This window comes from Streptomyces sp. NPDC050806, from assembly GCF_055586425.1.
Map to the genome: position 1 here is coordinate 340,961 of NZ_JBVJIF010000010.1, position 26,983 is coordinate 367,943.

27 protein-coding genes and 1 pseudogene are annotated in these 26,983 nt (G+C 72.8%); 16 read left to right on the forward strand and 12 right to left on the reverse strand.

Features of this window, described 5'->3' with window-relative positions; translation table 11 throughout:
* Positions 1 to 7 precede the first annotated feature (7 nt).
* The gene (locus tag ACZ6WH_RS30935; protein WP_469732442.1) at positions 8 to 670 is read left to right on the forward strand and encodes a maleylpyruvate isomerase family mycothiol-dependent enzyme; all 663 of its coding nucleotides are present in this window, start codon (positions 8 to 10) and stop codon (positions 668 to 670) included.
* Positions 671 to 706: 36 nt separating this feature from the next.
* Here the strand turns inward: ACZ6WH_RS30935 and ACZ6WH_RS30940 are convergent, their stop codons facing one another.
* Positions 707 to 1,447: a PIG-L deacetylase family protein gene (locus tag ACZ6WH_RS30940; RefSeq protein ID WP_469732444.1), complete on the reverse strand. Its 741-nt coding sequence runs from the start codon at positions 1,445 to 1,447 to the stop codon at positions 707 to 709.
* 175 nt (positions 1,448 to 1,622) lie between these two features.
* Here ACZ6WH_RS30940 and asnB point away from each other — a divergent pair, with 175 nt between their 5' ends.
* The 6 genes from asnB (at position 1,623) to ACZ6WH_RS30970 (ending at position 8,867) form a co-directional block, all read left to right on the forward strand.
* Positions 1,623 to 3,428 (forward strand): asparagine synthase (glutamine-hydrolyzing), encoded by a 1,806-nt coding sequence (gene asnB / locus ACZ6WH_RS30945; protein ID WP_469732446.1) that lies wholly within the window; start codon positions 1,623 to 1,625, stop codon positions 3,426 to 3,428.
* The gene (locus ACZ6WH_RS30950; RefSeq protein ID WP_469732448.1) at positions 3,425 to 4,381 is read left to right on the forward strand and encodes a PrpF domain-containing protein; all 957 of its coding nucleotides are present in this window, start codon (positions 3,425 to 3,427) and stop codon (positions 4,379 to 4,381) included. The genes asnB and ACZ6WH_RS30950 overlap by 4 nt, the downstream gene beginning before the upstream one ends.
* 130 nt (positions 4,382 to 4,511) lie before the next feature.
* Positions 4,512 to 5,255: an SDR family oxidoreductase gene (locus ACZ6WH_RS30955; protein WP_469732450.1), complete on the forward strand. Its 744-nt coding sequence runs from the start codon at positions 4,512 to 4,514 to the stop codon at positions 5,253 to 5,255.
* Between the two features lie 69 nt (positions 5,256 to 5,324).
* On the forward strand, positions 5,325 to 6,890 hold the full coding sequence (locus ACZ6WH_RS30960) for a class I tRNA ligase family protein (RefSeq protein WP_469732452.1): 1,566 nt from the start codon (positions 5,325 to 5,327) through the stop codon (positions 6,888 to 6,890).
* Between the two features lie 104 nt (positions 6,891 to 6,994).
* Positions 6,995 to 8,422 carry a D-inositol-3-phosphate glycosyltransferase gene (gene mshA, locus ACZ6WH_RS30965; RefSeq protein ID WP_469732454.1) on the forward strand — a complete coding sequence of 476 codons (1,428 nt, stop codon included), beginning with the start codon at positions 6,995 to 6,997 and terminating at the stop codon, positions 8,420 to 8,422.
* A gap of 145 nt (positions 8,423 to 8,567) precedes the next feature.
* Positions 8,568 to 8,867 (forward strand): hypothetical protein, encoded by a 300-nt coding sequence (locus ACZ6WH_RS30970; RefSeq protein ID WP_469732456.1) that lies wholly within the window; start codon positions 8,568 to 8,570, stop codon positions 8,865 to 8,867.
* Between the two features lie 58 nt (positions 8,868 to 8,925).
* Here ACZ6WH_RS30970 and ACZ6WH_RS30975 read toward each other — a convergent pair whose 3' ends face one another.
* The 9 genes from ACZ6WH_RS30975 to ACZ6WH_RS31015 all read right to left on the reverse strand — a co-directional run bounded on the left by ACZ6WH_RS30975 (position 8,926) and on the right by ACZ6WH_RS31015 (position 16,720).
* The gene (locus ACZ6WH_RS30975) at positions 8,926 to 9,357 is read right to left on the reverse strand and encodes a Fur family transcriptional regulator (protein ID WP_432860439.1); all 432 of its coding nucleotides are present in this window, start codon (positions 9,355 to 9,357) and stop codon (positions 8,926 to 8,928) included.
* 137 nt (positions 9,358 to 9,494) lie between these two features.
* Entirely contained in the window at positions 9,495 to 10,550 is a 1,056-nt protein-coding gene (locus tag ACZ6WH_RS30980; protein WP_469732713.1) for a helix-turn-helix transcriptional regulator, read from the reverse strand.
* A gap of 94 nt (positions 10,551 to 10,644) precedes the next feature.
* Positions 10,645 to 11,499 carry a class I SAM-dependent methyltransferase gene (locus tag ACZ6WH_RS30985; protein ID WP_469732458.1) on the reverse strand — a complete coding sequence of 285 codons (855 nt, stop codon included), beginning with the start codon at positions 11,497 to 11,499 and terminating at the stop codon, positions 10,645 to 10,647.
* A 177-nt stretch (positions 11,500 to 11,676) separates the two neighbouring features.
* The gene (locus tag ACZ6WH_RS30990; RefSeq protein WP_432860443.1) at positions 11,677 to 12,153 is read right to left on the reverse strand and encodes a GNAT family N-acetyltransferase; all 477 of its coding nucleotides are present in this window, start codon (positions 12,151 to 12,153) and stop codon (positions 11,677 to 11,679) included.
* 122 nt (positions 12,154 to 12,275) lie between these two features.
* Positions 12,276 to 13,214: a M56 family metallopeptidase gene (locus tag ACZ6WH_RS30995; RefSeq protein WP_469732461.1), complete on the reverse strand. Its 939-nt coding sequence runs from the start codon at positions 13,212 to 13,214 to the stop codon at positions 12,276 to 12,278.
* Positions 13,211 to 13,609, reverse strand: coding sequence for a BlaI/MecI/CopY family transcriptional regulator (locus ACZ6WH_RS31000; protein WP_361560973.1), 399 nt, complete (start codon positions 13,607 to 13,609; stop codon positions 13,211 to 13,213). The genes ACZ6WH_RS30995 and ACZ6WH_RS31000 overlap by 4 nt, the downstream gene beginning before the upstream one ends.
* 148 nt (positions 13,610 to 13,757) lie before the next feature.
* Positions 13,758 to 14,039: a metal-sensitive transcriptional regulator gene (locus ACZ6WH_RS31005; protein WP_361560975.1), complete on the reverse strand. Its 282-nt coding sequence runs from the start codon at positions 14,037 to 14,039 to the stop codon at positions 13,758 to 13,760.
* A gap of 13 nt (positions 14,040 to 14,052) precedes the next feature.
* Positions 14,053 to 16,326 carry a heavy metal translocating P-type ATPase gene (locus ACZ6WH_RS31010; protein ID WP_469732464.1) on the reverse strand — a complete coding sequence of 758 codons (2,274 nt, stop codon included), beginning with the start codon at positions 16,324 to 16,326 and terminating at the stop codon, positions 14,053 to 14,055.
* 94 nt (positions 16,327 to 16,420) lie between these two features.
* Positions 16,421 to 16,720 (reverse strand): heavy-metal-associated domain-containing protein, encoded by a 300-nt coding sequence (locus ACZ6WH_RS31015; protein ID WP_469732466.1) that lies wholly within the window; start codon positions 16,718 to 16,720, stop codon positions 16,421 to 16,423.
* Between the two features lie 188 nt (positions 16,721 to 16,908).
* Here ACZ6WH_RS31015 and ACZ6WH_RS31020 point away from each other — a divergent pair, with 188 nt between their 5' ends.
* The 7 genes from ACZ6WH_RS31020 to ACZ6WH_RS31050 all read left to right on the forward strand — a co-directional run bounded on the left by ACZ6WH_RS31020 (position 16,909) and on the right by ACZ6WH_RS31050 (position 24,874).
* Positions 16,909 to 17,847: a hypothetical protein gene (locus ACZ6WH_RS31020; protein WP_469732468.1), complete on the forward strand. Its 939-nt coding sequence runs from the start codon at positions 16,909 to 16,911 to the stop codon at positions 17,845 to 17,847.
* A complete protein-coding gene (locus tag ACZ6WH_RS31025; protein ID WP_469732470.1) occupies positions 17,844 to 18,011 on the forward strand; it encodes a hypothetical protein in 168 nt (55 codons plus the stop codon). Before ACZ6WH_RS31020 ends, ACZ6WH_RS31025 begins: the two co-directional genes overlap by 4 nt.
* 138 nt (positions 18,012 to 18,149) lie before the next feature.
* Entirely contained in the window at positions 18,150 to 18,587 is a 438-nt protein-coding gene (locus ACZ6WH_RS31030) for a hypothetical protein (RefSeq protein WP_432860456.1), read from the forward strand.
* A complete protein-coding gene (locus tag ACZ6WH_RS31035; protein ID WP_469732472.1) occupies positions 18,584 to 19,156 on the forward strand; it encodes a hypothetical protein in 573 nt (190 codons plus the stop codon). Before ACZ6WH_RS31030 ends, ACZ6WH_RS31035 begins: the two co-directional genes overlap by 4 nt.
* An 11-nt stretch (positions 19,157 to 19,167) precedes the next feature.
* Positions 19,168 to 20,391: an MAB_1171c family putative transporter gene (locus ACZ6WH_RS31040; protein WP_469732474.1), complete on the forward strand. Its 1,224-nt coding sequence runs from the start codon at positions 19,168 to 19,170 to the stop codon at positions 20,389 to 20,391.
* Entirely contained in the window at positions 20,388 to 21,947 is a 1,560-nt protein-coding gene (locus ACZ6WH_RS31045; protein WP_469732476.1) for an amidase, read from the forward strand. The genes ACZ6WH_RS31040 and ACZ6WH_RS31045 overlap by 4 nt, the downstream gene beginning before the upstream one ends.
* 542 nt (positions 21,948 to 22,489) lie before the next feature.
* Positions 22,490 to 24,874, forward strand: coding sequence for a molybdopterin-dependent oxidoreductase (locus tag ACZ6WH_RS31050; RefSeq protein ID WP_469732478.1), 2,385 nt, complete (start codon positions 22,490 to 22,492; stop codon positions 24,872 to 24,874).
* A 25-nt stretch (positions 24,875 to 24,899) separates the two neighbouring features.
* Here ACZ6WH_RS31050 and ACZ6WH_RS31055 read toward each other — a convergent pair whose 3' ends face one another.
* The gene (locus tag ACZ6WH_RS31055) at positions 24,900 to 25,475 is read right to left on the reverse strand and encodes a TerD family protein (RefSeq protein WP_399712956.1); all 576 of its coding nucleotides are present in this window, start codon (positions 25,473 to 25,475) and stop codon (positions 24,900 to 24,902) included.
* Positions 25,476 to 25,730: 255 nt separating this feature from the next.
* Between ACZ6WH_RS31055 and ACZ6WH_RS31060 the strand changes: the two are divergent.
* Positions 25,731 to 25,955: pseudogene (locus ACZ6WH_RS31060) on the forward strand (ArsR/SmtB family transcription factor); the annotation flags it as partial.
* Between the two features lie 171 nt (positions 25,956 to 26,126).
* Positions 26,127 to 26,540 (forward strand): tellurite resistance TerB family protein, encoded by a 414-nt coding sequence (locus ACZ6WH_RS31065; RefSeq protein WP_361561427.1) that lies wholly within the window; start codon positions 26,127 to 26,129, stop codon positions 26,538 to 26,540.
* Between the two features lie 153 nt (positions 26,541 to 26,693).
* Here ACZ6WH_RS31065 and ACZ6WH_RS31070 read toward each other — a convergent pair whose 3' ends face one another.
* A complete protein-coding gene (locus tag ACZ6WH_RS31070; protein WP_432860467.1) occupies positions 26,694 to 26,957 on the reverse strand; it encodes a GlsB/YeaQ/YmgE family stress response membrane protein in 264 nt (87 codons plus the stop codon).
* Between the last annotated feature and the right edge of the window lie 26 nt (positions 26,958 to 26,983).

Genomic DNA, 26,983 nt, shown 5'->3' on the forward strand with positions numbered 1-26,983 from the left:
GAGCGACATGTCCGGTTCCGAGCGTGATCCGGAGCTGCCGGGACGGTTGCTGCTGGCCGAACGCGAGGTCTTGCTGCCGTTGTTGCGTGCGACGCCGGAGGACCGGTTCGCCCTGCGTACCGCGTGCCCCGGCTGGACCGTGCGGGATGTTCTCGCACACTGTGGCGCGGCGCTCGTCCGCATCGTGGAGGGCCGCCTCGAAGAGGGGGTGTTCCTGCCCGAGGCCAATGCGGCGGACGTCGCCGAGCGCGTCGACTGGCCGCTGTCCCGCGTCCTCGACGAGCTGGAGCGCGGCTTCGTGGCGGCCGGCCCGGCGATCTCGGCGTACGAGGACGGCACGCTGGACGCCGTGGCGCTCGGGGAGTGGGTGCACGCGGGCGACGTACGGGAGGCGTTCGGTGTTCCTGGTGCGTACGGCGGTGACGCCGCCGAGTACGCGCTGCCGCTCCTGGCGCGCGCGAGCAGGCGCCGGGAGACCCCCCGCTTGCACGCTCACCTGGACGGTGCGGCCACCCCGCTGGCGCTCGGGAACGAGACCAACGGCCGGCCGGCCGCGCGATTCCACGGGGACAGGGCGACCCTGGTCCGTCTCTACGCCGGCCGGCCGTTGGTCGGCACCCGGTACGAACTGACCGGCGCGACGGAGGACGAGTTGCTCATCTATCGCTGACCGCGCGCCACTCGATGAGTGTGCACTGACGCACTGTCAGGTCGTGTCGACGATCTGGAAGGCCTCGGCGAGGCGGCCCGGTGGCAGGCCGCCCGCTCTGGCGTGTGCGGAGAGCCAGTCGCGCAGCAGGCCGGCCAGATCGTCGAAGTGCGCGGTCTGGGAGGTGTGGAGACGCAGGGCGTCGACCTTGCGGTCGAAGACCGGGGTGACGTCGACGTACTGGTTGGGGGAGGGGCCCGTCATCAGCCACAACTCGGTGACGGCCCACGGCTCCAGGCCCTCGTCCTTCAGGAGTTCCTGGTGCGCGAAGGGGTTGCGGGCCTCCGGGTAGACGGCCCGCAGCGCGGCGTCGCCGACGGCCCGGTGGTCGGGGTGGAGGTCCGCGACCCGCTGCCAGTTGATCTCGGGGCTGGGGATGATGGCGCGCTGCGGCCGTATGTCGCGGATGACCCGGCACAGGTCGCGGCGGAGCGCCACGCTCGGCTCGACGAAGCCGTCCGGGTAGCCGAGGAAGCGGATGTCGTGGACGCCGCTCAGCTTCGCCGAGTGGACCTGTTCGGCGCGGCGCAGATGCGCCATGGCCTGGCGCGGCAGCTGCTCGTCGTAGCCGCCCGCGCCGCCGTCCGTGACGATGCAGTAGGTGACGCGGGTGCCGTGGGAGATCCACTGCATCACGGTGCCGCTCACGCAGAACTCGATGTCGTCCGGGTGCGCGGCCACGACCAGCAGGCTCTCGGGGGCGGCGCGGTCGGGGGAGTCGATGGTCAATTCGCCCATGGGGCCAGCCTGCTGACCGGGTGGCCGGCGGACAAGGCGCGGCCGATGGCGCGTTCGCGACATGGCACTTACGCGCCAGCCAAATAATTGGTAGCGTCAAATCATTGGTACAGCTCGGTAAATCGACCGAGCCGGGCCCGCTGCGGGTCCGCGAGAGCATCCGGAGGCGACCGGCATGTGCAGGATCTTTGGCTCCTTCGCCGTCGGGGCCACCGGCCCCGAACTGGCGGCGGTCTCGGCCCGGCAACGGCACGGCGGACCCGACCAGCGCGGCGTGCTCCGCGGCCCCGGCTGGTCGCTGGGGTGCGACCGGCTGGCCGTCACCGACCCCGTCGGCGGAGCCCAGCCCTACCGCCTCGCCGCCGTACCCGGCGTCCTCGCCGTGCTCAACGGTGAGCTCTACAACCACGCCGAGCTGCGCCGCCGGCTCACCGCCCGCGGCCACCGCTTCCCCGACGCCTGTGACGGCAGCCTGCTGCCCGCGCTGTACGCCGAGTACGGGACCGCGTTCGCCGAGCACCTCGACGGCATGTTCGCGGTCGCCGTCCTCGATCTGCGGTCGCGGCCCCAACTCGTGCTGGCCGTGGACGACATGGGGATGAAGCCGCTGCACTACCACCTTGCCGCGGGCGGTGCCGAGAGCGGCGCCATCCGCTTCGCTTCGGAGATCGCGGGCCTGCTCGCCTTCGACGGCGTACCGGCGGTCCTCCGCGAGGACGCGCTGGACACGGTGCTGGCGACGCGTACGGCGCTGGGCACGCAGACCGCGCTGGAGGGGATCCGCGTGCTGCCGCCCGGGGCCACGGCCGTACTGCGCCGGGGTGAGCCGTTGCGCGTGCGGCAGCGGACACCGCGTACGGCAGCCCCGGCCGGCGACGCCCGGGACGTGCTGCGGCACGAGGTCCGCCGGCTGGCGCGGACCGGCAGCCCGCTGTGCGCCATCACCAGCGGGGGCCTGGACTCCGGGCTGGTGACGGCGCTCGCCGCCGAGGAGGTGCGGGAGGCCGGCGGCGGACCGCTGCACACCTTCCACCTGAGCTACCGGGGGCGCTGGCCCGCCGCCGAACACGAATACGCCCGCGCCGTCGCCCGCCGGGCCCGCACCGCACACCACCACATCGCCGTCGACCCCGCCGAATTCGGGTCACTGCTCACCCGTACGGTCCGCCACCTCGGCCAGCCCAACGCCGACCCCATCGCGCTGAGCACCTACGCGCTGTTCCGCGCCGTGCGCGAGGCGGGCTTCACCGTGGCACTGACCGGCGACGGGGCCGACGAGCTGTTCGGCGGCTACGACCGGGTGCGGGCCGCGCTGGCGGCACCGGCGGGCAGCGACTGGATCACCCCGTACGTCGACGCGCTCGGTGCCGCGCCGCGGCTGCTGCGCGACCGGCTCTACACCCCGGCCTACCGCGCGTACCTCGCGGAGCGGGGCTCGGCGGCGGACCGCGTCACCGCCGAGCTGCGCGCGCACGCGAAAGAGGACGGAGCGGACCGGATCACCACCCTCACCCGCTTCGAGACACGGCGCCGCCTCCCGGCCTACCACCTGCGCCGGGTCGACCACCTGAGCATGGCGTGGGCCGTCGAGGCCCGCATGCCGTTCTGCCAGCCGTCGGTGGCCGGCTACGCGCGGAGCCTGCCCACATCGGCGCGCGACGGAAAGCGCGCGCTGTACGAAGCGGGCCGGGGGCTGCTCCCGGCGGCGGTGCTGCGCCGCCCCAAGCAGCCGTTCACCCTGCCGGTGGCCGCCATGCTCACCGCCGGCAGCCCCCTGCTGGACACCGTCGGCGAACTGCTCTCCCCGGCGCGGCTGCGCAGGTCCGGGCGGCTGCGCGCGGACCGGGTGCGGGCCCTGCTGGCCCGTCAGCTGGCCACGCCGTCCGACGGCGACGCGCTCGCCCTCTGGGCCATCGCCGTCCATGAACTGTGGACGGAGGTCGTCCAGGGGATGCGGGTCCCCGCCGGATGCGCCGCATGACCGCGGACGTCGTCCGGGCCGAGGGCGCCCCGGGGCCGACCCTCGTCCTCGACCGGGACCGGCTGCCGCCCGGCACCCTCGCGTCCCGGGCCGACCTCCTCGCCGTACGCGCCTGGCTGGAGCGGACCGGGCGCGGGCACATCCGCAAGCTGGCGCTGTACGGCACGTCCGCCGACCCGGCGTACGACCTGGACTACCGCTTCGTGCAGTGCCTGCCCGGCGGCGCCTTCGACTTCCGTACCGGCTGCGGGCACTCCCTCCTGGCGTGCGTGGCGGCGACCGGCCGGACCGGGCCGGTACGGGTGCGGGCCGTCACCACGGGCGACACCGTGGTGTGCGAGCCGGAGCCCGGCGGGGCGTACACCGTGCGCCTCGTGCGTCCCGCGCCCCTGAGCGCGCTGCTGCCCACCGGCCGGCCGCTGGACCGGCTCTGCGGGCTGCGGGTGTCGCTGGTCCGGTTCGGCAACCCGTACGTCTTCGTCAGCGCGGCCGACCTGGGGCTGCCGACCGCCCGGGAGCTGTACGGCGCCGGCGACGCGGTGCTCGCGCGCCTGCACCGGGTACGGGCGGCCGCGGCCGCGGTGCTGGGGCACCGGCCGGACGGCGCGGTACCGAAGGTCGCCGTGCTCGCCGCGGACGGTGCCGAAGGGCCGGCCGTCCGCGCCGTGACGGTACCGGGCTGGCATCCGAGCATCGCGCTGACCGGTGCGCTGTGCGTCACCGCGGCGGCCGCGGTCCCCGGGACGCTGCCCGCACTGCTGGCACGGCCCGGCACCGCCGCGCCGCGGCCGTCCGGGCGGCTCGCCCTGCGCCTCACCACACCGGGCGGGACCGTGGCCACGTCGGCGGCCGTCTCCGGCTCCCGGCCGGTCGAGGTGGCCGTGCACGGCAAGCGCGCGCACCTCGTCGAGCGCGGGCTGCCGCTGCCGTGGCGTATCCACGTCACGGCGTGAACGCGCAGCCTTACGGGGCCATTTCGTGCCGCGTCCTCTGTCAGGCTGGTGACCACGGGCTCCCGATTCCGCTCCATTTCCAGGGGAGGCCGGAGTCCTTTCGTGTCCCCTGCCGGGAGAGCCGACGAAAATGACATTCGAGAATCTGCGCGTCGTGGTCACCGGCGCATCCCGCCATTTCGGCCGGGCACTCGCCATCGGATTCGCCCACCTGGGCGCCGAGGTGTTTGTCTCGGCCCGGACCGTCGAGGCCGCCGAACGCACCCGCACAGAGGTGGTCGGCGCGGCAAGGGAACGCATTCACGCCTTCGGCTGCGATCTGAGCCGGCCCGCCGAGATCCGCGACTTCGCCCGCCGGGTGGGCGAGCGCACCGGCCACGTGGACCTGCTGGTCAACAACGGTGCCCGCTGGCTCGACGGCATGGACTTCGAAGCGGCGAGCGACGACCGGATCGTCGAGACCATCGAGTCCACGGCGGGCGGCAACGTGCTCATGGTGAAACACTTCCTGCCCCTGCTGCGCGCCTCCCATCGGCCCGACATCGTCAATATGGTCGCGGTGAGCGCCGCATACGGCCCCGGCGCTGTGAACGCACGTGCGCATGAGGCCTTTTACGCGGCGAAAAGCGCGCAGGCCGGATTCGCCGACATTCTTTCCCGGCGGCTCGGCCCCTCCGGTGTGCGGGTCTTCTCCCTCTATCCGCCCGACTTCTCGACCTCGGACCCGCGGTCGGCGGAATGGGCGGGAATGGGAACGGACGCGTCGCACCAGGACGAGAAGCTCACCACGCAGGCGCTCTTCGAATGCATCGTCTACGCCGTGGAGCAGCCGCGGGACTGCTTCATCCGGTCGTTCCACTTCGAACCCCGCTGAGCCGTCACCACGGCCCCGTACCCACGTCTCGCACCACTCTCCGCGTTCACGCGTCAAGGAGGTCCACCCGTGCCCACGCCTCTCTGGATCACGGCGACCCCACCCGCCCCCCACGGCGAACTCCACATCGGACACCTGGCGGGCCCGTACGTCGCCGCCGATGTCCTCGCCCGCTTCCTGCGCGCCGACGGCCGCCCCGTCCGGTTCACCACCGGCACCGCCGACCACGCCGTGTCGGTGCAGGAGCGTGCGCTGCGCACCGGCCGCAAGCCGGCGGAGGTCGCCGAGGGCTACCACGCCGCGATCACCGCCGACTGGCGGCGCTCCGGCATCACGTTCGACCACATCGTCCAGCCGCGCCACGACCGCGGCTACCTCCGCTGGGTCCAGGACCTGTTCGTACGGCTGCACGCCGAGGGCGTCATCGCGCCGCGCGCCAGGCTGCTGCCGTACTGCGAGCCGTGCGACCGCTGGCTGTACGGGGCGCGTCTCAGCGGCGGCTGCCCGCACTGCGGCGTCACCGGGGCCGGCGGCGTCTGCCGCGCGTGCGCCCGGCCCAACGACTGCGGTGACCTCCTCGACCCGTCCTGCGACCGGTGCGGCACGCCGGCGCGGCTCCGCCGCTGCCGGCGGCTCTACCTGCCGCTGGAGCCCTTCCGGGACACCCTCGCCGACTACTGGGCCACCCTCGACCTGCCACCGCGGCTCGCCGCGCTGTGCGAGGGCCTCATCGAGGACGGGCTGCCCGATGTGGCCGTCGGACACCCCGGCGACTGGGGCGTCGAGGTCCCCGTCGAGGAGTTCGCCGACCATCGCATCGACGCCTGCTTCGAATCGGCGGCCCTCCAGCTCTTCGGCCATGCGGCACGGAACGAGCCGTGGCCGGAGCGCACGGTGCACTTCTGCGGATTCGGCCACGCCTTCTGCCACGCGGTGCTGCTGCCCGCGCTGTTACTGGCCCAGGGCGTGAAACTGCCCCAGGACTTCTTTGTCAACGAGGGGTACCGCCTCCACGACGCCGGCGCCGACGAGACCTGGGCGCTGGACCTGCTCACCGAGTTCGGCTCCGACACGCTGCGTCGCCACGTCCTCGAAGCGCGCCCGGTCGGCCGGGACACCGCCTTCGACCGCGACCGGCTCGACCGGGCGCGGCAGCTGCTCGACGGCACCTGGAACGGCTGGCTGACCCGGCTCTTCACCGCGGTCCGGGAGGACAGTGCCGGGGTGGTACCGGAGGTGCTGCCGGGCGGTACCGGCTGGGACGTCCAGGCGCGGCGGCTGAACCGGGGGGTGGACGAGCTGCGCGAGGCGTACAGCCTCGACTCCTTCGACCCGCGCCGGGCTGTGGCCATGCTCGACGAAATCGTCCGGTCCACCGACGACTTCGGGCACGTCAACGACCATGAACGGCGGCGGCCGCGCGGGGACGGACGCCACCTGGCGCCGCTCGTCGCGCAGCTCGGCGTCGCGGCGGCGCTGACCGCGTGGGCGCGCCCGGTCATGCCGGAGGGCGCCGACCGGCTCGCGGCGGCGCTGGGGATCGCCCCCGGCGGCCCGGTGACCGGGGAAGCGCTCGCCGCCCCGCCGGCCGGTACGCGCCTGGCCCCGCCGTCGGGCCCGGTCTTCGGCTTCTGACGGTCCCGCACCACCCGCACACCGCACCTTGCTGTTCCCACCGCCGCGTGGCCGGACGCCGGCCCGCGGCGGCAGGACACGCGGCCTCACTCCGAGGAGATCCCGTGTCCTTGCGCATCGCCATGCTCAGCGTGCACACGTCGCCCCTGCACCGGCCCGGTACCGGAGACGCCGGCGGCATGAACGTCTACATGGTCGAACTGTCCCGCGCCCTCGCCCAGCACGGCGCCGAGGTCGACCTCTTCACCCGCTGCCGGGGCGAGGGCCACCCGCCGTGGACGGCCCTCGCCCCCGGCGTACGGGTACGGCATCTGCCGGCGGGCCCCCGCCGCCCGCTCTCCAAGGAGGAGATGCCGGGCCGGCTGGCGGAGTTCTCGCTGGCCCTGCTGCGCGACGCGCGGGGCGGTGGCATCCGGCCGTACGACCTCGTCCACTCGCACTACTGGCTCGCCGGGCAGGTGGGCCGGGCCGCCGCCGCGCACTGGCAGGTCCCGCTCGTGCACACCATGCACACCCTCGCGCGGGTGAAGAACGCCTCGCTCGCGGCGGGTGACACCCCCGAGCCCGGCCACCGGATCGCCGGTGAGCGGCGCGTGGTGGCCGACGCCGACCGGCTGGTGGCGAACACCGCGGACGAGGCACGGGCCCTGCGGGATCTGTACGGTGCGTCGCCCGCGCGCACGGAGGTGGTCCGGCCGGGCGTCGACCTGCGGACCTTCCACCCGCACGACGGCAGGCGGGCGGCCCGGCGCCGGCTCGGACTCCCCGCCGACGCCTTCGTCCCGCTCTTCGCCGGACGTGTCCAGCCGCTGAAGGCGCCGGACGTCCTGCTCCGCGCCGCAGCCGAACTACTGGATCTCGAACCGCACTTGCGCGGGCGCTTGCTCGTGCCGGTCATCGGCGGCCTCAGCGGTACGGGCGCCGACCGCCCCGGCCGGCTCGCCGCGCTCTGCCGGGAACTCGGGATCACCGACCGCGTCCGCTTCGAACCGGCCGTCCCGCAGGACCGGTTGGCCGACTGGTACCGCGCGGCCGACGTCGTGGTGATGCCGTCGCGCAGCGAGTCGTTCGGCCTGGTGGCGCTGGAGGCGCAGGCGTGCGGGACGCCGGTACTGGCCGCCGCGGTCGGCGGATTGCGGACGGCCGTACGGGACGGGGTGACGGGAATCCTGGTACGAGGGCATGAACCTGCCGACTACGCACGGCGGTTGGCGTGGCTGGCCCGGCATCCCGGCGCGGTGGCATCGCTGGGGCATGCGGCGGTGCGGCACGCGGAGGGCATGAGCTGGCGGGTGGCGGCGGACGCGATGCTCGCGGTGTACGGGCGCGCACTTGGCTCGCCGGCGACAGAAGCGGGGCAGAGGCGGCGGCACGCCCCTGCCCCAGTGGGCGCCCCCGCCCTGGAGGAAAGGGAGCGCCGCGGTTCCAGCCTAGCAGCCCTCTTTGTTGCACCAAAAGAATGGTGCAACCCAATTACGACTCCTCGGTACGTAATTCCGGTGGCCGCCGACAATAACTGCGAGAAAGTCTGACGCACTTTTGCCATGGCGCGGATGCGACGTCTGATGACTCTGGTTCCCGGGGTGCCGGCGGGAGATTATCTAAGTGTCTTCCCCGGCACCCGGCGGCACGGGTGAGGGAAGCACCGACCATTCAATTTCGTGTCCTGGAGGAATCATGTCTGTCGCCACCCGAGTTCACACCGTCCCCGCGGTCCGGCTGCGCACCGTGGTCCGGCAGTTCGCCGTGGCGGCCGTGCTGTGCGGTGCGGTGGCCGCGCCCGCGGGCGTGCCGGCACTGGCGGGCGCCACCGCCCGCGTCATGGCCGGTGACCAGGACAACACCTGGCCCGTGCAGCCCGGAACGACGATGCTGTCGGCCGCTTCGCTGGGCAGCGAGGACAACACCTGGCCGGTCCAGCCGGTCGCCGCCGGCGACGGCACGGACAACACCTGGCCGGTGGCGCCGGCCGCGTAACGGCCGCGGTGACACCCGGGCTCCGGTCCGCTCTTCCATGGAGCGGGCCGGAGCCTTTTCATGCCTTTCTGCAGTCGGGGCACAGGCCCTTGAAAATGATCTCGGCGCCGTTCATCCGCCAGTCCCGAAAAGCCTTTTCCGGTGGAACCGGATCCTCGTATTCGGCATTCTCCACGCGGCCGCAGCCCGTGCAGAGCGCGTGCTGATGCGGCTCTCCCGCGATTTCGAATACGGCGGGAAAACCGGGCCGCTCGAACTTCGTGACGAGTCCGGTGTCCAGGAAGTGCCGCAACATGTCGTAGACCGCCTGGCTGGTGAGTGTGCCCAGCCTCTCGCGGGCAGCGGCCGTCAGGCCTTCCACGTCCAAGTGGCCGCCCGCGGACAGCAGTTGCAGGACTTCGAGCCGCGGGCCCGTCACGCGCAGGCCGACGTCGCGGAGTCGCTGGATCGCCGCGTCCCGTCCGCTCGCCGTCGCCGTCTCTCGTGTCATCGCGCCGCCATCTGGTGAGACCAAAAGTTTGCCCGCATCGTACCTCTTGCGTCGCCAGAAGGGACCGGGGCGTACGGGCAGGGCGGACCGGCGCGGAGGGCCGGAAAAGGGGGGTGGCTGTACCGGAGCCGTACGGCTCAGTCGAGCCAGCCGAGGCGGGTGGCGCGCACCCCGGCCTCGAAGCGGCTGGACGCGCCCAGCTCCTGCATCAGCTCCGACAGCAGGCGGCTCACCGTACGCAGGGAAACGCCCAGGCTGCGGGCGATCTTCTCGTCCTTCATGCCGGAGGCGAGCATGCGCAGCGCGGCGCGCTGCTGCTCGGAGAGCCCGTCGCCGCCGCGCTCGGCCGCCAGCTGCTCGCCGTAGGGCACGGCGGTATGCCAGCAGTGCTCGTAGAGTGCGAGATACGAGCGGACCAGGGCGGGGCCGCGCGCGAGGATGGCACCGGCCGCGCTGTCCTCGGGGTCGACCGGCAGCACCGCGAACTGGTGGTCCGCGATGACCATGTTCATCGGCACGACGGGGGAGAGGCGCAGCTCGACGCCCAGCTCCACCTTCTGCCGGAAGTGCTCGGCCATGTCCGGCACGGAGGCGAACCGCTGGTTGAAGACGGTGCGCACGCGTACGCCGTTCTCGATCTGGCGACGGTCGCGGCTCAACGCCCGCTCCGGGACCTCCCGTTGCAGGGCGCTGGGGTGCATCGAGGCGAGGTCGTGCTGGATGACGTCGGTGATGTCCTCCAGGACCTGCTGGATGCGCCGGTAGTCGGTGAGGACCTCCACCTCGACCTCGGATCCGGCGATGGCACCCGCCCGCAGGAAGCTGCCGGCCAGGGTCTCCAGGGTGCTGTACGCCTCGTCGGCCTGGTGGAGGTGGTCACGCAGCCGCAGCCGCTCCTTCTCCAGCAGGCGCAGCAGGGCGATTTCGGGGTCGATGACCGCGACCGCGTCGGTGTCGGCCTCGGCCTGCTTGCCCGAGGCCAGGGAGATCTGATCGTCGTGCGTCGTTCCCGTGTGGACGATCAAACCGAGGTCGAGCAGTTCGCTGCGACATCGCTCCCGTTCCTCCTGGCCGAGTGCCATGTCGGACACCACGGCGTCGAAGCTGGACGCGCCGCGCGACCGCAGTTCCTGGTAGAGGGCGAGTGCCAGGTCAGTGGATTGCGTCCGCACCTTGCCACCGGCTTTGACCACGCTCAAGGCCCCCCATGTCCTGATGTCGGTCACGCTCGTCACACTTTGTCACAGCTGCAACGACCGTTCTCAGCCCCCGACAGCCGGTGTGACCCTAGTCACCTTTGGGACGGCAGACGAGGAGCACGCTCCGGGTCCGCTCGTCGAGCTGCTGCTGCCGGCGGTCGGTGATGTGCAGTCCCGCGGCGGTCAGCTCCTCGGTCAAACGACCCCGGTCGACGATCCACTTGTCCGTGGTCAGGACGGACCTGCGGATACGTGACTTTTCAGCGCGCTCGCAATAGTAAGTGATGTGTTCGATCCGTGTGTTGAGATCGAACACCTGCCGCGCCACCACCCACTCCGTGACGCCGTCGACCCGGGGGACCGGGAACGTCCATGTGCGCCGGGGGTCGGCGGCGAGACCGGCCGGCTCGTGCTCGGTGTAGTCGAGGGCCAGGGCCCCGCCGGTACCGAGATGCGCGGCGATCTCGCGCAGCAGCCCGGAGCGGTCCCGCGGCGGCACCGCGGTGAGCATCGCACCGGCCAGCAGGGCGAGTTGATACGGGCGGTGCAGTCGGAGCCGGCGCAGGTCGGCCGGGGTCGTGGTGACCAGCCGCTCGACGTGCGGGCCGATCCGCGCCGCCCAGGCGCGCAGCCGCCGCAGGCTGCGGCGGTCGCGGTCCACGGCCTCGACGGGGAACCCGTGCCGGGCGAAGGGAACCGCCAGCCGCCCGGCACCGGAGCCGAGGTCGAGTACGGGGCCCGCGGTCTTCCTGGCCAGCCGCAGGTACTCGACGATGTCCGCGCTGAACGGTCCGAGTAGCGCGTCGTGGAGCCACACGCTCTCCTCCTCGTGGGGCGCCGTGGACTCCAGTCCGGGCAGGTACGCGGGGAGGACGGGGAGGTGGTGCCGGGGCAGGGCCGGACCGGGCGCAACGGGCGCCGGCACGCTCGACGGGGTGTGCATCGTTCCTCCAGGGGGCTCGGTCTCGGTCCCTGCCTTCCGGGCGGGGCCCCGTGCCGCCGGGACCTCGCCGCCGAGGAAATCGTGTCCCGGCCCCATGCCGCCGGACCAGCCGAAACCGCTGCGCGTCCACGCTATGGCGTGGATCCGCCAGGGGGCGACGCACTGTCGGACGGAGCGTCAGACGAAGCGGACGAGCCGGTTCCCGGACCGCTCGAACCCGTGCCGGGTGAAGAAGGGGAGCGCGGGGTCCTGATCGCAGGGCAGCGAGAAGCCCTGCCGTACCGCGCCGTGCTCGCGCATCCGGTCGGTGACCTCGGAGAGCAGCGTCGCGCCGACCTTCCGGTACCGGCTGTCCGTGGCGGCGCCCAACGCGTACAGCTCGCCCTCGCCCGGCATCGGCACGCCGCCCGCCGCGGCGCCGATGATCCGGCCGCCGCCGTCGGTGGCCACCAGCCAGCCCAGCCACCCGGGCGCCCCGCCGGGAATTCCGATTTCGGCGCGGAGGCGGCTGAGCGAGCAATGCGTGCCGACCAGTCGCTGTACGGCTGATTTGTTGAGAATCCCCGAATAGCTGTCGCGAATCACCTGGCCCAGCAGCTGTGATATCGCGGTCGCATCGGCCGGAACGGCCGGCCGCACCTCCACCGGGCGCATATCGTCTGTCCCTCCCGGGGGCGCCAACTGCCGCCCCAACCAGCCCAACAATAGCGGTGAATTACCGCTCCGGGCCGCGAAGCCGCAATTACGAAGCTACGAAGTAAATACGTAGAAGAGGCTCAGCCGGGCTGGGAGCAGCAGGCCAGGACGAGGGGGGTGACGGCGGCCGCCGCGAGCGCGCCCGCCAGGATCCCGCGCAGCGCCGGGTGGCCGTGGCGGTGCGGCGTGAGGATGCGCCGCATGCGCAGCGCGGCGGACGGCCCGCCGGCCGCGAACGCCATCGGCGGCGTCTGCTGTCCGGTCGCCATCGCGTACAGCGCGGTGGCCAGTGCGTCGCGCGAACAACGGCGCAAAGCGCGGTCGTCGGCCGCCATTTCCAACAGCAGCGGGACTTCGGTACGTACCATTCGGCCCAGCGGCAGCCTTCGGAATATCCCGCCGAATGTCTCGGCGGCCGAGATCAGGAGATGATGGCGGCCCGCGATGTGTGCCCGTTCGTGCTCCAATGCCGCGGCCAATTGCGCCGGGGTGAGAGTTTTCCGGGCGCCCGAACTCACCACGATCCGGGCCGCGCGGCCCGGCAGGCAGTAGACCGCGGGGGTGTCGTGATCGATGACCACCGCGCGCAGTGCGGGATCCGCGCGTCCCACCAGCCGCAGCACCGAGGAGTGCTCGGCCCGGCTGCGCCGGGCGCGCGCCAGGTGGTGGCAGAGCGCAGCCCCCGGCAGCAGGAGCGCGGCGGCCGCCCCGCCCACCGCGACGTACTCCTCGGCCGACAGCCCCGCCAGGGACGCCGCGCCGGGCAGCCGGCAGCCCTCCGGGGTCCACGGGAGGCAGGCGGCCACCCGGTCGGCGAGCGCGTGACTGCTGGCGTACGGCAGTAACAGCTGCAGGACGCCGGTCGCCACCGCGAGCACGAAGGACGCGGAGAGCAGCAGCCAGCCGGCGACCGCCGTCCGCGGTGCCTCGCGCGTCCAGCGGGAGCGGGCCACCACCCGGGGGAAGAGCACCCCGCTGAGCAGGGCGACGAGCAGCGAGGGAAGGACGTGGTGGTTCATGACCGGTCACCGCTGACGCCGAAGGGCTCGCCCGCGGCTTCGCGCCCGACGGCGCGCAGGGCCGCGTCCAGGGCGGCGCAGTCCTCCTGGGACATGTGCTCGACGAAGCGCATCAGGGCGGCCTGCCGGTCCTCGCTGCGTCCGAGCGCGTCCTGCATGAGCCCCGCGGTGTAGTCCTCGCGGCCGCGCACCGGCTCGTACGCCCAGGCCCGGCCGACCTTCTGCCGCCGGAGCCAGCCCTTGCGGTGCAGTATGTCCGCCACCGTCATCACCGTCGTGTACGCCACGGTCCGGGAGCGGTTGATGTCGTCGACGATCGCGCGGACCGTCGTGGGCCGTTGCCATCGCCAGAGGCGGTCCATGATCTCAGCTTCCAGATCGCCCAGCCGTCGCACGACCGCATCCCCTCCCAGGGCTTCACCGCTATGGACCGAAATCAGGACTGCTCGGGACTGTTCGGATGTGCCACATCGTATGGCGCTGTGGGCACTTGGGACATGGAGACACCCTCCATACCCGTGGTGGGTACGGAGGGTGTCTCCGTCAGGTCCGCACGAGGCGGGCGATGGCCGCGGACGCCTCACCGACTCTGGCCTTCGCCTGTTCGCCGCCCTCCACGATGGCCTCGGTGACGCAGCAGTTGAGGTGCTCGTCGAGCATGACCAGGGCGACGGACCGCAGCGCTGCGTTGGTCGCGGAGATCTGGGTGAGGACGTCGATGCAGTACGTGTCCTGCTCGACCATCCGTTGTACGCCTCGCACTTGGCCCTCGATGAGCCGCAGGCGCCTGATGACGCCGTCCCGCTGTTCCTGGTACCCGGGCATCGTGGCCTCCGTGTCAGTGGTCCGCCGCTTGGAATCCCCGCAGCCGCAGGCTGTTGCCGACGACGAAGACCGAAGAGAACGCCATGGCCGCGCCCGCGATCATCGGGTTGAGCAGGCCGGAGGCGGCGAGCGGCAGGGCGGCCACGTTGTAGGCGAAGGCCCAGAAGAGGTTGGACTTGATGGTGCCGAGCGTCTTGCGGGAGAGCCGGATGGCGTCGGCCGCGGCGCGCAGGTCACCGCGTACGAGGGTGAGGTCGCCGGCCTCGATCGCGGCGTCGGTGCCGGTGCCCATCGCCAGCCCCAGGTCGGCCTGGGCGAGTGCGGCGGCGTCGTTCACGCCGTCACCGACCATGGCCACGGACCTGCCCTCCTGCTGGAGGCGCTTGACCACGTCGACCTTGTCCTGCGGGAGCACCTCGGCGATGACCTGGTCCGGCGCGATGCCCACCTCGGCGGCGACGGACCGGGCGACCGCCTGGTTGTCGCCGGTGAGCAGGACGGGGGTCAGGCCGAGGGCGCGCAGCCGCCGGATCGCCTCGGGGCTCGTCTCCTTGACGGCGTCCGCGACTTCGAGGACGGCGCGGGCCTCGCCGTCCCAGGCCACCGCGATGGCGGTACGCCCGGCCGACTCGGCCTCGGCCTTCGCGCGCTCCAGCTCCGGCGGCAGCGTGATGGCCCACTCGGCGAGCAGCTTCTCGCGGCCGACGAGGACGGCGTGGCCCTCGACCACGCCCTGGACGCCGAGGCCCGCGACGTTGGTGAAGTCCTCGGGGGTGGGCAGCGTGCCGGTCCTGGCGGCGGCGCCCGCGGCGACGGCCTGGGCGATGGGGTGCTCGGAGGCGTGCTCCAACGCGCCCGCCAGCCGCAGCACTTCGGTCTCGTCCGTGCCGTCCGCGGCGTGCGTGGCCAGCAGCGTCATCCGCCCGGTGGTTACCGTGCCGGTCTTGTCCAGCACGATGGTGTCGACCTTGCGGGTGGTCTCCAGGACCTCGGGCCCCTTGATGAGGATGCCGAGCTGGGCGCCGCGGCCGGTGCCGACCATCAGCGCGGTGGGCGTGGCCAGCCCCAGGGCGCAGGGGCAGGCGATGATGAGGACGGCGACGGCGGCGGTGAACGCGGCGGTCAGCCCCGCGCCGTTGCCCAGCCAGAAGCCGAGCGTGCCCAGCGCGAGCGCGATGACGACGGGGACGAAGACGGCGGAGATCCGGTCGGCGAGGCGCTGGGCGGCGGCCTTGCCGTTCTGTGCGTCCTCCACCAGCTTGGCCATCCGGGCGAGCTGGGTGTCGGCGCCGATGCGGGTCGCCTCGACGACGAGCCGGCCGCCGACGTTGAGGGTGGCTCCGGTGACGCCGTCGCCGGCGGTGACCTCCACGGGTACGGACTCGCCGGTGAGCATCGAGGCGTCCACCGCCGAGGCGCCCTCGACGACCGTGCCGTCCGTGGCGATCTTCTCGCCGGGGCGGACCAGGAAGCGGTCGCCGACGCGCAGTTCGCCGACCGGGATGGTCCGCTCCCCGCCGTCGCGCAGCACGGTGACGTCCTTGGCGCCCAGCTCCAGCAGGGCCTTCAGGGCGGCGCCGGCCTTCCGCTTGGAGCGGGCCTCGAAGTAGCGGCCGGCCAGGATGAAGGCGGTGACGCCGGCCGCGGCCTCCAGGTAGATGTTCCCGGCGCCGTCGCTGCGGGCGATGGTCAGCTCGAAGGGGTGTGTCATGCCCGGCGTACCGGCGGTGCCGAAGAACAGAGCCCACAGCGACCACAGGAACGCGGCCGTCGTGCCGACCGAGATCAGGGTGTCCATCGTGGCGGCGCCGTGCTTGGCGTTGGTCCAGGCGGCGCGGTGGAAGGGCCAGGCGGCGTAGGTGACGACGGGCGCGGCGAGGGTGAGGGAGAGCCACTGCCAGTACTCGATCTGCAGCGCCGGGACCATCGCCATCGCGATGACCGGTACGGCGAGCGCCACGGCGGTGATCAGGCGCTGGCGCAGCGGCCGCAGCTCGTCGTCCGCCTCCTGGCCGGCCTCGCCCGTACCGTCGCCGCCGCCCGGCGCGCCGGCCGGGGGAGCGGGCTCCTGCGCGCTGTAACCGGTGGCCTCGACGGTGGCGATCAGGTCGCCGACGGAGATGTCGCTCCGGTGCGTGACCTTGGCCTTCTCGGTGGCGTAATTGACGGTGGCCTCGACCCCGTCCATGCGGTTGAGCTTCTTCTCGATGCGGGCGGCGCAGGAGGCGCAGGTCATGCCGCCGATGGCGAGCTCGACCTCGGCGGCGCCGGGGCTGGTGGTGGTCATGTCTGCTCCTCGCAGCTCACGGTGTGCGGACGGGGGACGGGCGGGGCGCGGGGGTTGGGATGGCCCCGCCCGTCCCCCTGTTCTCCCTCGGCGGTCAGGCCCGGCCGGTGAACTCGTAGCCGGCCTCGTCGACCGTCGAGGCGATGAGGGTGTCGTCGGGCTCGCCGCCGGTGGTGACGGTGACCAGGCCGGTCCCGATCTCCACCTGGACGTCGACGACGCTGTCCAGCCCGCCGACGGCCTTGGCGACGACGCCCTGGCAGTGCGCGCTGCCGATGCCGTTGACCCGGTAGACGACGGTCCGGCCCTCGGCGGTCGTGGTGGCCGTGCCGGCCTCCGGCGTGGCGGTGCTGTTGGTGTGGCAGCTGCCATCAGGGGTGCAGCAGGACGACATGGGTTCCTCCGGTAGCAGGGCCGTAACGGTCTGCCGTATACCCTAGGGGGGTATCTGTCGGCGTGGCTCCATGTATACCCCCTGCCGGTATGTGTGGCAAGGGCTCGACCCGCTTGACGTAATACCCCCCAGGGGTATGGTGAGCTTGTCGGTCGCCCGCCGGGCGGCCCCGAAGGAGGGAGTGCGCCATGCACACCGGAGTGAAGGTCGGCGTCTTCGCCGCAGCGCTCGCCGCGACGTTCGGTGCGGCATACGGAGCCGGGAACGCGGTGGACCCGGTCGTGGCTGAGACCGGTACGCGGCACGGGCAGCACGCCGCGGGCCCGGAGAAGGAGGGCGGCGCGCACGGCGGGCACGGGGAGGGCGGCACCGAGAGCGGGGCCACCGGGCACGGCGCGGCGACGCCGGGCGGACTCCAGGTCGCCGAGCGCGGCTACACGCTGGACCTCAAGAAGCCGGACATCAAGGCCGGGGCCCCGGCCGAGCTGCGCTTCGCGATCGTCCGGGACGGCACGGGCCGGCCGGTGACCGCGTACCAGCAGGAGCACGGCAAGGAGCTGCACCTCATCGTCGCCTCGCGCGACCTGACCGTGTACCGGCACCTCCACCCGATCCGCGCGGCGGACGGCACATGGTCCACGCCGGTCGAGCTGCCCGAGGCCGGCGGGTACCGCGTCTTCGCCGACTTCACGCCGAAGGGCGAGAAGGAGGGGCTGACCCTCGGCTCGGACCTCGCCGTGAGCGGCTCCGCCGAGCGGACCGAACTGCCTGAACACACCACCACCGCGACCGTCGACGGCTACGACGTCCGGCTCGACGGGCACCTCGTACCGGGCAAGGCCGGCGAGCTGTCGCTGCGTGTGACGAAGGACGGCGAGCCGGTCCGCGACCTCCAGCCCTACCTGGGCGCCTACGGCCACCTCGTCGCCCTGCGCGCCGGTGACCTCGCGTATCTGCACGTCCACCCCAACGGTGAACCGGGCGACGGGCGGACGAAGCCCGGACCGGAGGTCTCCTTCACCGCGACGGCGCCGAGCAAGGGCACGTACCGGCTCTTCCTGGACTTCCGGCACGAGGGCACGGTCCGCACTGCCGCCTTCACCGTCCACGCGGGGGGAAGCCGATGACCTCGCGCACGGCGGCGCTGCGCCGGGCCGTCGAGCACCCCGTGACGAGGCTGGTGGCCGTCGCGCTGCTCCAGGCCGTCGCGACCCACCTGGGGAAGGCCGCCGGTGAGGGCGGCTCGCGGGCGTGTGCCGCCTGTCGGCACCGGGCCGGTGGGGCCCGCTGACGTCTCGGTTCGCTCACGGCTGGGAACGGGGGCTTCCGCACTCTCGATCGTCAACTATAGTTTAAGGCGATCGAGAGGGAGCAGCACGTGGCCGCAGTGGATGACAGAGTCGATGCCGGGACGCCGGGGGAGGAACCCGTGGTTCCCGTACCCGCCCCCGGGGCTCCGTTCGCCGACCGGCTGAACTTCCTCTTCGACCGCGTACGCGCGCCGGGCGCCAAGGAGTTCAGCAACGCGCACGTGGCGCGGACGATCTCGTCCTACGGTGACGACAGCTTCACCGGTGCCTACCTCGGCATGCTGCGCAAGGGGGAGCGCACCCCCACCATCACCCTCGTGCCGCTCCTCGCGCGGTTCTTCGGTGTGGAGGCGGGCTACTTCGTCGAGGACGAGATCACGCGCAAGGTCGCGGACCAGTTCGAACTCCTGCGGAAGCTCAGCGAAGCCGGCGTGCGGGAGATCGCCCTCCGCGCGATGGGGCTGTCCGACAGGAGCCAGCGCAAGGTCCTGGAGGCGATCGACGCCGTCCGGGAGCTGGAAGGGCTGCCCGACGACCCCGAGAGGGGCTCGCCGTGACGGGCCCCAGGATGCCGATGTGGCGAGGCGGCCGCGCGCGGCGTGACCGCGCGGGCGACGAAGTGGAGCGCCGCAACCGCGAGTTCGTCGCGGAGCTGGACCTGCCGCCCGTGGACAGCGTCCTCGACCTGGTGCCGTTCATGGAGAATCGGTTCGGCCGGTCGATCCGCCTCATGCCCTTCACGCCGGACCCGTCCGACCCGGACTCCCTGGACTCCTCGGCCCCCTGCGGCATGTGGCTGGCCACCGGAACGACGGACTACGTCTTCTACGACACCGGCATCAGCCGCGCGCACGCCGAGGTCATCGTGGGCCACGAGTTCGCGCACATGCTCAGGCGGCACCGCGGCAAGTCGCCGGTCGACACCGGCAACCTCGGCGGCCTGATCACCGGCATCGACCCCAGCATCGTCCAGCTCGTCCTGGGCCGGACCCGCTACAACGAACCCGAGGAGTTCGAAGCCGAAATGCTCGGATCACTGCTGCAGGAGCACGTGAGCGTCTCGCGTGCCGCGGCCTCCCGCACTTCGCGGGACGCCGACCCCATCGCCCGTACCCTCCTGCGCTGACGGATCAGGCTGTGAAAGACATACTCCACCCCCTGTGTCTGGCGATCGCCGGTACCGGGTTCCTCTTCCTCCTGCGGGACCTCGGCAGGAGCCGCCGCGACCGCGCCCTGGTCGCCCTGGCGTTCACCTACGGCTTCTCCGCGATCAGCTACGCCGTCTCCCTCACCTGGGTATGGGTGCGCATCGACGGGGTCCTCGGCATCACCAACTTCTCCGTACCGCTCGCCCAGAGCTGCGTGATCCTCGTCTTCGCGCTCCAGGCCACCGTCCTCGCGTACTGGTCGAAGCCGGCGGCCGAGGCCCGCCGCCGCGGACGGATCCTGCTCATCGCGGCCGCCGCCGTCATCGCCGGCATGGCCGTACTGTTCGCGCTGCTCACCCCGGCGACGACCCGCCCCGCCGACTTCGCGACGTACTACGCGCACGACCCCTTCTACCAGGCGTACGTGCTGCTGTACTTCGGCACGTACACCGTCGCCGAGGTCTACCTGGCGCGCTCCTGCTGGAAGTACGCCCGCACCGCGAGCAACCCGTCGATCGCGTGGGGCCTGCGGCTCATCACGGTCGGCGCCATCATCACCCTCGGATACAGCACCATCCGGATCGGCGCGGTCGTCGGGGCCGAAGTCGGCTTCGACGTCCGGCACCTGGACCCGTTCGCCTGGGCGTGCGGCGACATCGGCGCCACCGCCACCCAGATCGGATACTTCCTCCCGACACTGGCCCGCCGGACCGCCGCAGCCCGCGACTGGACCACCGCGCACCTCCACTACCGGCGCCTGCGCCACCTGTGGGCCGCGCTGGACCAGGCCGACCCCGGCATCACCCTGCGCCGCCCGGCCCCGCAGCGCGCCGCCCTGCTGCGCGGCCGCAGCGCACACTTCCCGCTGCTCCGCCGCCGCGTGGAGATCCGCCAGGGCCAGAAGCTGCTCCGCCGCTACCTCGACCCGGCCGTACGGGAGGAGTCCACGGCCCGGCGCGGCGCCGAGGGTCTCACCGGCGCCGGCCTCGCCGCGGCCGTCACCGCCGACCAGATCCACGACGCACTCCTCCGGCACCGCGCCGACGAACCGGTCGACACCCCGGCCGAGTACGCCGACGCCGAACTGCCCCTCGACACCACCGAGGACGAGCTGACGCACCTTCAGCGCGTCGCCGCGTACTTCACCCCGCCGGCCGACGGCTCCGCCGCCGCTTCCGCCGCGCACAGCGCCGCCCCGGGAGCCCGCCCGTGATCCGCCGCCGCAGCCTGCTCGCCACGGCCGCCGCCGCGACGGCCGCCATGACCTCCTCCGCGGCCGCCCGCCCGCGCTCCGGCACCGGGAAGGCCGCCCGCCGCGCCCTGCACCTGGCACCCGCCCGCGCACAGCTCACCGCGCTGCGCCGGGGCAGGACCACCAGCCGGGACCTGCTGGAGCAGTACCTCCGGCACATCGCCACGGCCAACCCGGGCCTGAACGCGATCGTCACCCTCGACGCCGACGGTGCCCGCGCGGCCGCCGACAGGGCCGACCGCCACCTGGCCCGTACCGGCAAGCCGCTCGGCCCGCTGCACGGCCTGCCGCTCACCGTGAAGGACGCGCTGGAGACGAAGGGGCTGCGCACCACCTGCGGCTCGCCCGGCCTCGCCGACCACGTGCCCGCCCGGGACGCCGACGCCGTCGCCCGGCTGCGCGCGGCCGGCGCCGTCCTCGTCGGCAAGACCAACGTGCCGGCCCTGTGCCAGGACATCCAGACGTCGAACCCCGTCTTCGGCAAAACGGCGAACCCCCACGACGGCAGCAGGACCGCGGGTGGTTCCTCCGGTGGCCCGGCCGCCGCCGTCGCCGCCGGCCTCACCGCGCTCGAAGTCGGCTCGGACCTCGCCGGGTCCCTCCGCCTCCCGGCCGCCTACTGCGGTGTGTACGCGCTGCGCACCAGCTTCGGCATCGTGCCCACCCGCGGCCACATCCCGCGCCCGCCCGGCTGGCTGACCAGCTCCGACATGAACACGCTCGGCCCCCTCGCCCGTACGCCCGAGGACCTCGGTCTGCTCCTGGACGTGCTCGCCGCGCCGGCCCCCGCCGACGCCCCGGCCTGGCGGATCGATCTCCCGGCGCCGCGCCACCGCCGCCTCGCCGACTACCGGATCGGCATCTGGCGGGACGACCCGTACTGCCCCGTCGACAAGGAGACCCGGGCCCTGCTGGACACGGTCGGGCAGCGCGTACGGACCGCCGGCGCCACCGTCGACGACACCACCCGCCCTGTGGACCTCGCCGACAGCGACGAGCTGTTCCAGCGCCTGATGTACGCCACGGCGAGCGCGACCGCCACCGACGAGGAGTTCGCCGCCGACGTCGCGGCCGCGCGGACGACCCCCGCCGACGACCCGAACGCCCCCTACCTGCGGGCGCGGACCATGCGGCACCGGGACTGGCTGCTCGCCGACGAGGCGCGCGAAAAGCTGCGGGCCCGCTGGGCCGGCTACTTCGCCCGCCACGACGTGCTGATCACGCCCGCGGCGCCGACCGCGGCAGTCGAGGACCAGACCGCCGTCCCGGTGCCGCAGCGGTACATCACCGTCGACGGCGAGAAGCGCCCGTACTACGCCCAGACGACCTGGCTGAACCTGGCCGGCCACGTCAGGCTCCCGGCCGCCGTCGTCCCCGCCGGAAAGACCGCCGACGGGCTGCCTCTGTCCGTCCAGATCATCGGCCCCTACCTGGCCGACCGCACGGTCCTCGACGTGGCCGGGCACCTCGCGCGGCTCCTGCCCGAGCCCGTACGGCCGCCCGCTTTCACCACATGAGCGGGCCCCACTGACCCGGGCTCGTCCCGCCTCCACGGGGGTGGGGCAGGACGAGCCCGCACAGCAGAGGGCCCCGGGCGAACCAGCCCGGGGCCCTCTGCGCTGTCCGCCGGCATGGGCAGCAGCGCCTGATGGCATGCGAAGGGCCCGGATACCGACGGGGGATGCGGCATCCGGGCCAGTGATCAGCTTAGCCGGACGCCCCGCCGGACGGACAGCCAGGGGCCGAAAACCGCGGATCGCCGACCGGTTCCACCACGGACGAGGCCCTTACCGGGACGACTGACCTCCGTCAGCGCCGGCGCCGTCGTGGGTGCCGGGATGCCGGACACACCGGAAGCGCCGTCTCCCCGGCCGTGGAGGGGCGAGGCGCGGCCTTTGGCCACGGTGGTCGTCACCCCGGGTCACCCTGCCCGCATGCAGCCATTCGGGGGTGTCGGCTCGGTCGGCTGATACCCGTCGCGATTGGCGGGCACCCGGTCCACACCATCCCGACCTGCCGACCCGCTCCCCGCACCACCGCACGGACGTGAGGCGACACAGTGACCTCGACCCCGAACCCCGGCGCCGGCACCCCCCGGCGCGTTCCCACGGCCACCCACTGGGGCAACTACGAGGTCGTCACGGACGGTGACGGCGGCATCGACAAGCTGGAGCCCGCTGCGGACGACCCCCGGCCCTCGCCCATCGGGCGGGGCGTGGCGGACGCCCACCACGCGCGCAACCGGATACTCCAGCCGATGGTGCGCCGGGGCTGGCTGGAGCACGGGCCGCGGTACGACGGCGGGGGCCGGGGCGCGGAGCCCTTCGTCCCCGTCTCCTGGGACGAGGCGGGCAGCCTGATCGCCGCCGAGCTGGACCGGGTGCGTGAGACGTACGGCAACGAGGCGATCTACGGCGGGTCGTACGGCTGGGGGAGCGCCGGGCGGTTCCACCACGCGCAGAGCCAGGTGCACCGCTTCCTGAACGTGCTCGGCGGCTTCACCTCCTCCGTCGGGTCGTACAGCGCCGCGGCGATGGAGGCGGTCATGCCGCATGTGATCGGCGGCGGGCCGTGGAACGCCGTCGCGCAGAACCCGCTGTGGCGGGAGATCGCCGACCACGGCGAGCTGGTCGTCTCCTTCGGCGGCCTGGCCGCCAAGAACGCCCAGGCCAACTCCGGCGGGGTCGGCCGCCACCAGGCGGTGGACTGGCAGTGGCGGTGCCGGGACAACGGCGTGGCGTTCGTGAACGTCTCGCCGTGGCGGGCGGACGCGCACGAGGCACTCGGCGCGGACTGGGTGCCGCTGCGGCCCAACACCGACGTCCCGCTGATGCTCGCGCTGGCCCACGTACTGATCACGGAGGGGCGGTACGACACGGACTTCATGGTGCGCTGCTGCACGGGCTTCGAGGTCTTCGAGCGGTACGTCCTGGGCCGGAGCGACGGCGTCGTCAAGGACCCGGCCTGGGCCGCGGAGCTCACCGGGGTCGACCCCGCGACCATCGTCGGCCTGGCCCGGCGGATCGGCCGCCACCGGACCGTCATCAACGTCAGTTTTTCGGTGCAGCGGCAGGACCACGGCGAGCAGCCGTACTGGACGGCCGTCGTGCTGGCGGCCCTCTCCGGTTCGATGGGGCGCCCGGGCGGCGGCTTCGCGGCCGCGCTGGGCATCTCGCAGACCGGTGTGGAGCGCGAGCGCCACGCCATCGCGTCGCTGCCGCAGGGGCACAACGCGGTCGGGACGTTCATCCCGGTCGCGCGCGTCGCCGACATGCTGCTGCACCCCGGAGAGCTTTTCGACTACGACGGCCGCCGGCTGCGCTACCCGGACATCCGCCTCGTCTACTGGGCGGGCGGGAACCCCTTCCACCACCACCAGGACCTGAACCGGCTGGTCCGCGCGTGGCAGCGGCCGGAAACCGTCATCTGCCACGAGCCCTGGTGGAATCCGCTCGCCCGGCACTGCGACATCGTCCTGCCCGCCGCGACCATGCTGGAACGCAACGACTTCGCCGCCGGCAAGACCGACCTGTCGCTCTCCGCGATGCACCGGGCGGCCGAGCCCCCGGGGCAGAGCCGTACCGACTACGACGCGTTCAGCGAGATCGCCCGGAAACTGGGGCTGGAGAAGGAGTTCACCGAGGGGCGGACCGCCGACGAGTGGGTCGAGGAACTGTACGAGCGCACCCGTGCCCGGCTGGCGGAGACGGGCGTGGACCTGCCGGCCTTCGCGGATTTCTGGGCGGCGGGCCGGGACCCGGGCACGCGCCGGGGCCGGGGCCGGAGCAGTGCGGACGGTCATGTCGTCACGCCGCCGGTGCCCGACGGGCCGAACCAGTTCCAGCTGCTGCGCGAGGACCCCCACGCCCATCCGCTCGCCACGCCGTCGGGCCGCATCGAGGTCTTCTCCCGGACGGTCGCCGGCTTCGGCTACGACGACTGCCCCGGCCACCCGGTGTGGCTGGAGCCCCGCGAATGGCGGGGCGACGCCCGGCGGCGCCGCCCCTTCGACCTCATCTCGCCGCAGCCGGCGAACCGACTGCACAGCCAGTACGACCACGGTGCGCACAGCAGGTCAGGCAAGATCCACGAGCGCGAACCCGTGACGGTCAACCGCCAGGACGCGGCGGCCCACGGGATCAGCGACGGCGACGTGGTGCGCCTCTTCAACGACCGTGGCGCGTGCCTGGCCGGTGCCGCACTCTCCGACGACATCCGGCCCGGCGTCCTCGCCCTGCCGACCGGCGCCTGGTACGACCCGGCCGACGCGCGGACCGCCGGCAGCCTGGACAAGCACGGCAACCCCAACGTGCTCACCCGTGACCTCGGCACCTCCCGCCTCGCGCAGGGCCCGACGTCCGGCACCACCCTCGTCGGCATCGAACGCTACGACGGCGAACCACTCCCGGTGACGGCCTTCGACCCTGCGCCGGTCCGGCCCTGAGGCGTACTCAACTCCCCCTTGGATCTCAGACGTTGACGCCGAAATCGGCGGCGATACCGGCGAGACCGGAGGCGTACCCCTGGCCGACGGCGCGGAACTTCCACTCCGCGCCGTGCCGGTACAGCTCGCCGAAGACCATCGCGGTCTCCGTGGCGGCGTCCTCGCTGAGGTCGTAACGGGCGATCTCCTGGCCGTCGGCCTGGTTGACCACCCGGATGTAGGCGTTGCGCACCTGGCCGAAGTTCTGCGCGCGGGCCTCGGCGTCGTGGATGGAGACCGGGAAGACGACGCTCGCCACGTCGGCGGGGACGGCGGCGAGGTTCACCTTGATCTGCTCGTCGTCGCCCTCGCCCTCGCCGGTGAGGTTGTCACCGGTGTGCTCGACCGAGCCGTCCGGGCTCTTGAGGTTGTTGTAGAAGACGAAGTGCTGGTCGGAGCCGACCTTGCCGGACGTGTCGCACAACAGGGCGCTGGCGTCCAGGTCGTGGTCGGTGCCCGTGGTGGTGCGCACGTCCCAGCCCAGGCCGATGACGACCGCGGTCAGCCCCGGTGCTTCCTTGCTGAGTGAGACATTGCCGCCCTTGGCCAGGGAAATTGCCACGTCGTTCTCCTCCGCTGGTGGTCTGCTGATGGTGTGTTGGTGGTGCTTGTTGGTGGTCTGCGGGGTGTCAGTAAAATCTACAGCACTGTAGAAGTTAACGGTGGGGGTGCCCGCGTGGCGGGCTGCGTGGACCGGCCGGGTGGACCGGTCGCCCCGGGCCTTCCCGCGGGGGCGTCTGCGGCCCGAAGCCGGGCCGGAGACGCCCCCGCCCCCATGAGAAGGTGAACTTTCCCACGCGACCATGAGGAGGCGGCGATGGACGAGGCGACGGCGGTCTTCCTCAAGGCACTCGCGAGCGACACCCGGCAGCAGATGCTGGCCCAGTTCTCCGGCGTCGGCGAACTCACCGCGGGCGAGATCGCCGAACGCAGCGGGCTGCGGCCCTCCACAGCCTCCGAGCACCTGCGTCTGCTGCACCGCGGCGGGCTGGTCGAAGCCCGCAAGGAGGGCAAGCAGATCTACTACCGGATCGACAGCCCCGCGGTGGACCACCGGCTGTCGGTGCTGCACGACTACCTCGACCACTGCCGGCTACCGCCCACGGGCCCGGGGGACGGGCAGGGCCGCGCGGACGGGCACGTACCCGGCGGTGGCCGTACGGCGGGCGGGCGCCACACGGTGTGGGACCGGCTCAAGGGGTCGGTGTCGGCCATGCAGGCGCAGCTCGTGGCGCGCAAGAACGAGCTGCGGAGCGGTGCGTTCCGTGACGCGAGCATGGCCATGTGCGCGCTGGTCGCCGCAGCCGACGGCATCATCGACCCGGCGGAGCGGCGCCGGGTCGCGCAACTGATCGCCACCAACGAGGTGCTGCAGAACTTCGCGGCGGACGACCTCCAGCGCCGCTTCGAGGAGAACCTCGACCGGCTGACCCCCGACTTCCGCGCGGGCACGGCCGCCGTGCTGCACGAGGTGGCCAGGGTGAAGAAGCCGTCCGAGGCCCGGGCCGTCGTACAGATCGGCATCGTCATCGGCGTGGCCGACGGCGAGTTCGTCGAGAGCGAGCAGGCCGTCGTGCGCGAGGCGTGCCGGACGCTGGGGCTGGCGCCGCGGGAATTCGGCCTGTGAGCGGCGGGCCTGAGGAGCGAGCACGGGTGGCCGATGAACGGCCTGAACGGCCTGTGTGCCCTGGTCGCGAACGGCCTGTGGGCCCCGCTCGGGACCCACAGGCGGCAGGGTCAGCGGCGTACGCGCAAGGGTCGGCGGCGTACGCGGCAGAATTCAGCGGCGTACCAGGACGCGTTCCATGGCCATGACGCCGAGGGCCGCCACGGCGACCTGGATGCCCCACTCGATCCAGTCGACGCCCCTGGTGTCGGCGACGCCGAGACCCATCGCGATCCACGCGCCGACGAACGCCGCGACGATGCCGATCAGCATCGTCCAGAGAATGCCGATGTGCTGGCGCCCGGGGACGACGAGCCTGCCCAGGGCACCGATGACAATGCCGATCACGATGGCGCCGATGATGCTTGAAGCTTCCATGCTCGATCTCCCGTCGCCCGGCTTGT

Excerpts from the sequence above, each read along its gene's own strand:
- ACZ6WH_RS30935 (WP_469732442.1), top strand. The coding sequence starts at position 8 with ATGTCCGGTTCCGAGCGTGATCCGGAGCTGCCGGGACGGTTGCTGCTG.
- ACZ6WH_RS30940 (WP_469732444.1), bottom strand. The coding sequence starts at position 1,447 with ATGGGCGAATTGACCATCGACTCCCCCGACCGCGCCGCCCCCGAGAGC.
- asnB (WP_469732446.1), top strand. The coding sequence starts at position 1,623 with ATGTGCAGGATCTTTGGCTCCTTCGCCGTCGGGGCCACCGGCCCCGAA.
- ACZ6WH_RS30950 (WP_469732448.1), top strand. The coding sequence starts at position 3,425 with ATGACCGCGGACGTCGTCCGGGCCGAGGGCGCCCCGGGGCCGACCCTC.
- ACZ6WH_RS30955 (WP_469732450.1), top strand. The coding sequence starts at position 4,512 with ATGACATTCGAGAATCTGCGCGTCGTGGTCACCGGCGCATCCCGCCAT.
- ACZ6WH_RS30970 (WP_469732456.1), top strand. The coding sequence starts at position 8,568 with ATGTCTGTCGCCACCCGAGTTCACACCGTCCCCGCGGTCCGGCTGCGC.
- ACZ6WH_RS30975 (WP_432860439.1), bottom strand. The coding sequence starts at position 9,357 with ATGACACGAGAGACGGCGACGGCGAGCGGACGGGACGCGGCGATCCAG.
- ACZ6WH_RS30985 (WP_469732458.1), bottom strand. The coding sequence starts at position 11,499 with ATGCACACCCCGTCGAGCGTGCCGGCGCCCGTTGCGCCCGGTCCGGCC.
- ACZ6WH_RS30990 (WP_432860443.1), bottom strand. The coding sequence starts at position 12,153 with ATGCGCCCGGTGGAGGTGCGGCCGGCCGTTCCGGCCGATGCGACCGCG.
- ACZ6WH_RS30995 (WP_469732461.1), bottom strand. The coding sequence starts at position 13,214 with ATGAACCACCACGTCCTTCCCTCGCTGCTCGTCGCCCTGCTCAGCGGG.
- ACZ6WH_RS31005 (WP_361560975.1), bottom strand. The coding sequence starts at position 14,039 with ATGCCCGGGTACCAGGAACAGCGGGACGGCGTCATCAGGCGCCTGCGG.
- ACZ6WH_RS31010 (WP_469732464.1), bottom strand. The coding sequence starts at position 16,326 with ATGACCACCACCAGCCCCGGCGCCGCCGAGGTCGAGCTCGCCATCGGC.
- ACZ6WH_RS31015 (WP_469732466.1), bottom strand. The coding sequence starts at position 16,720 with ATGTCGTCCTGCTGCACCCCTGATGGCAGCTGCCACACCAACAGCACC.
- ACZ6WH_RS31020 (WP_469732468.1), top strand. The coding sequence starts at position 16,909 with ATGCACACCGGAGTGAAGGTCGGCGTCTTCGCCGCAGCGCTCGCCGCG.
- ACZ6WH_RS31025 (WP_469732470.1), top strand. The coding sequence starts at position 17,844 with ATGACCTCGCGCACGGCGGCGCTGCGCCGGGCCGTCGAGCACCCCGTG.
- ACZ6WH_RS31065 (WP_361561427.1), top strand. The coding sequence starts at position 26,127 with ATGCAGGCGCAGCTCGTGGCGCGCAAGAACGAGCTGCGGAGCGGTGCG.
- ACZ6WH_RS31070 (WP_432860467.1), bottom strand. The coding sequence starts at position 26,957 with ATGGAAGCTTCAAGCATCATCGGCGCCATCGTGATCGGCATTGTCATC.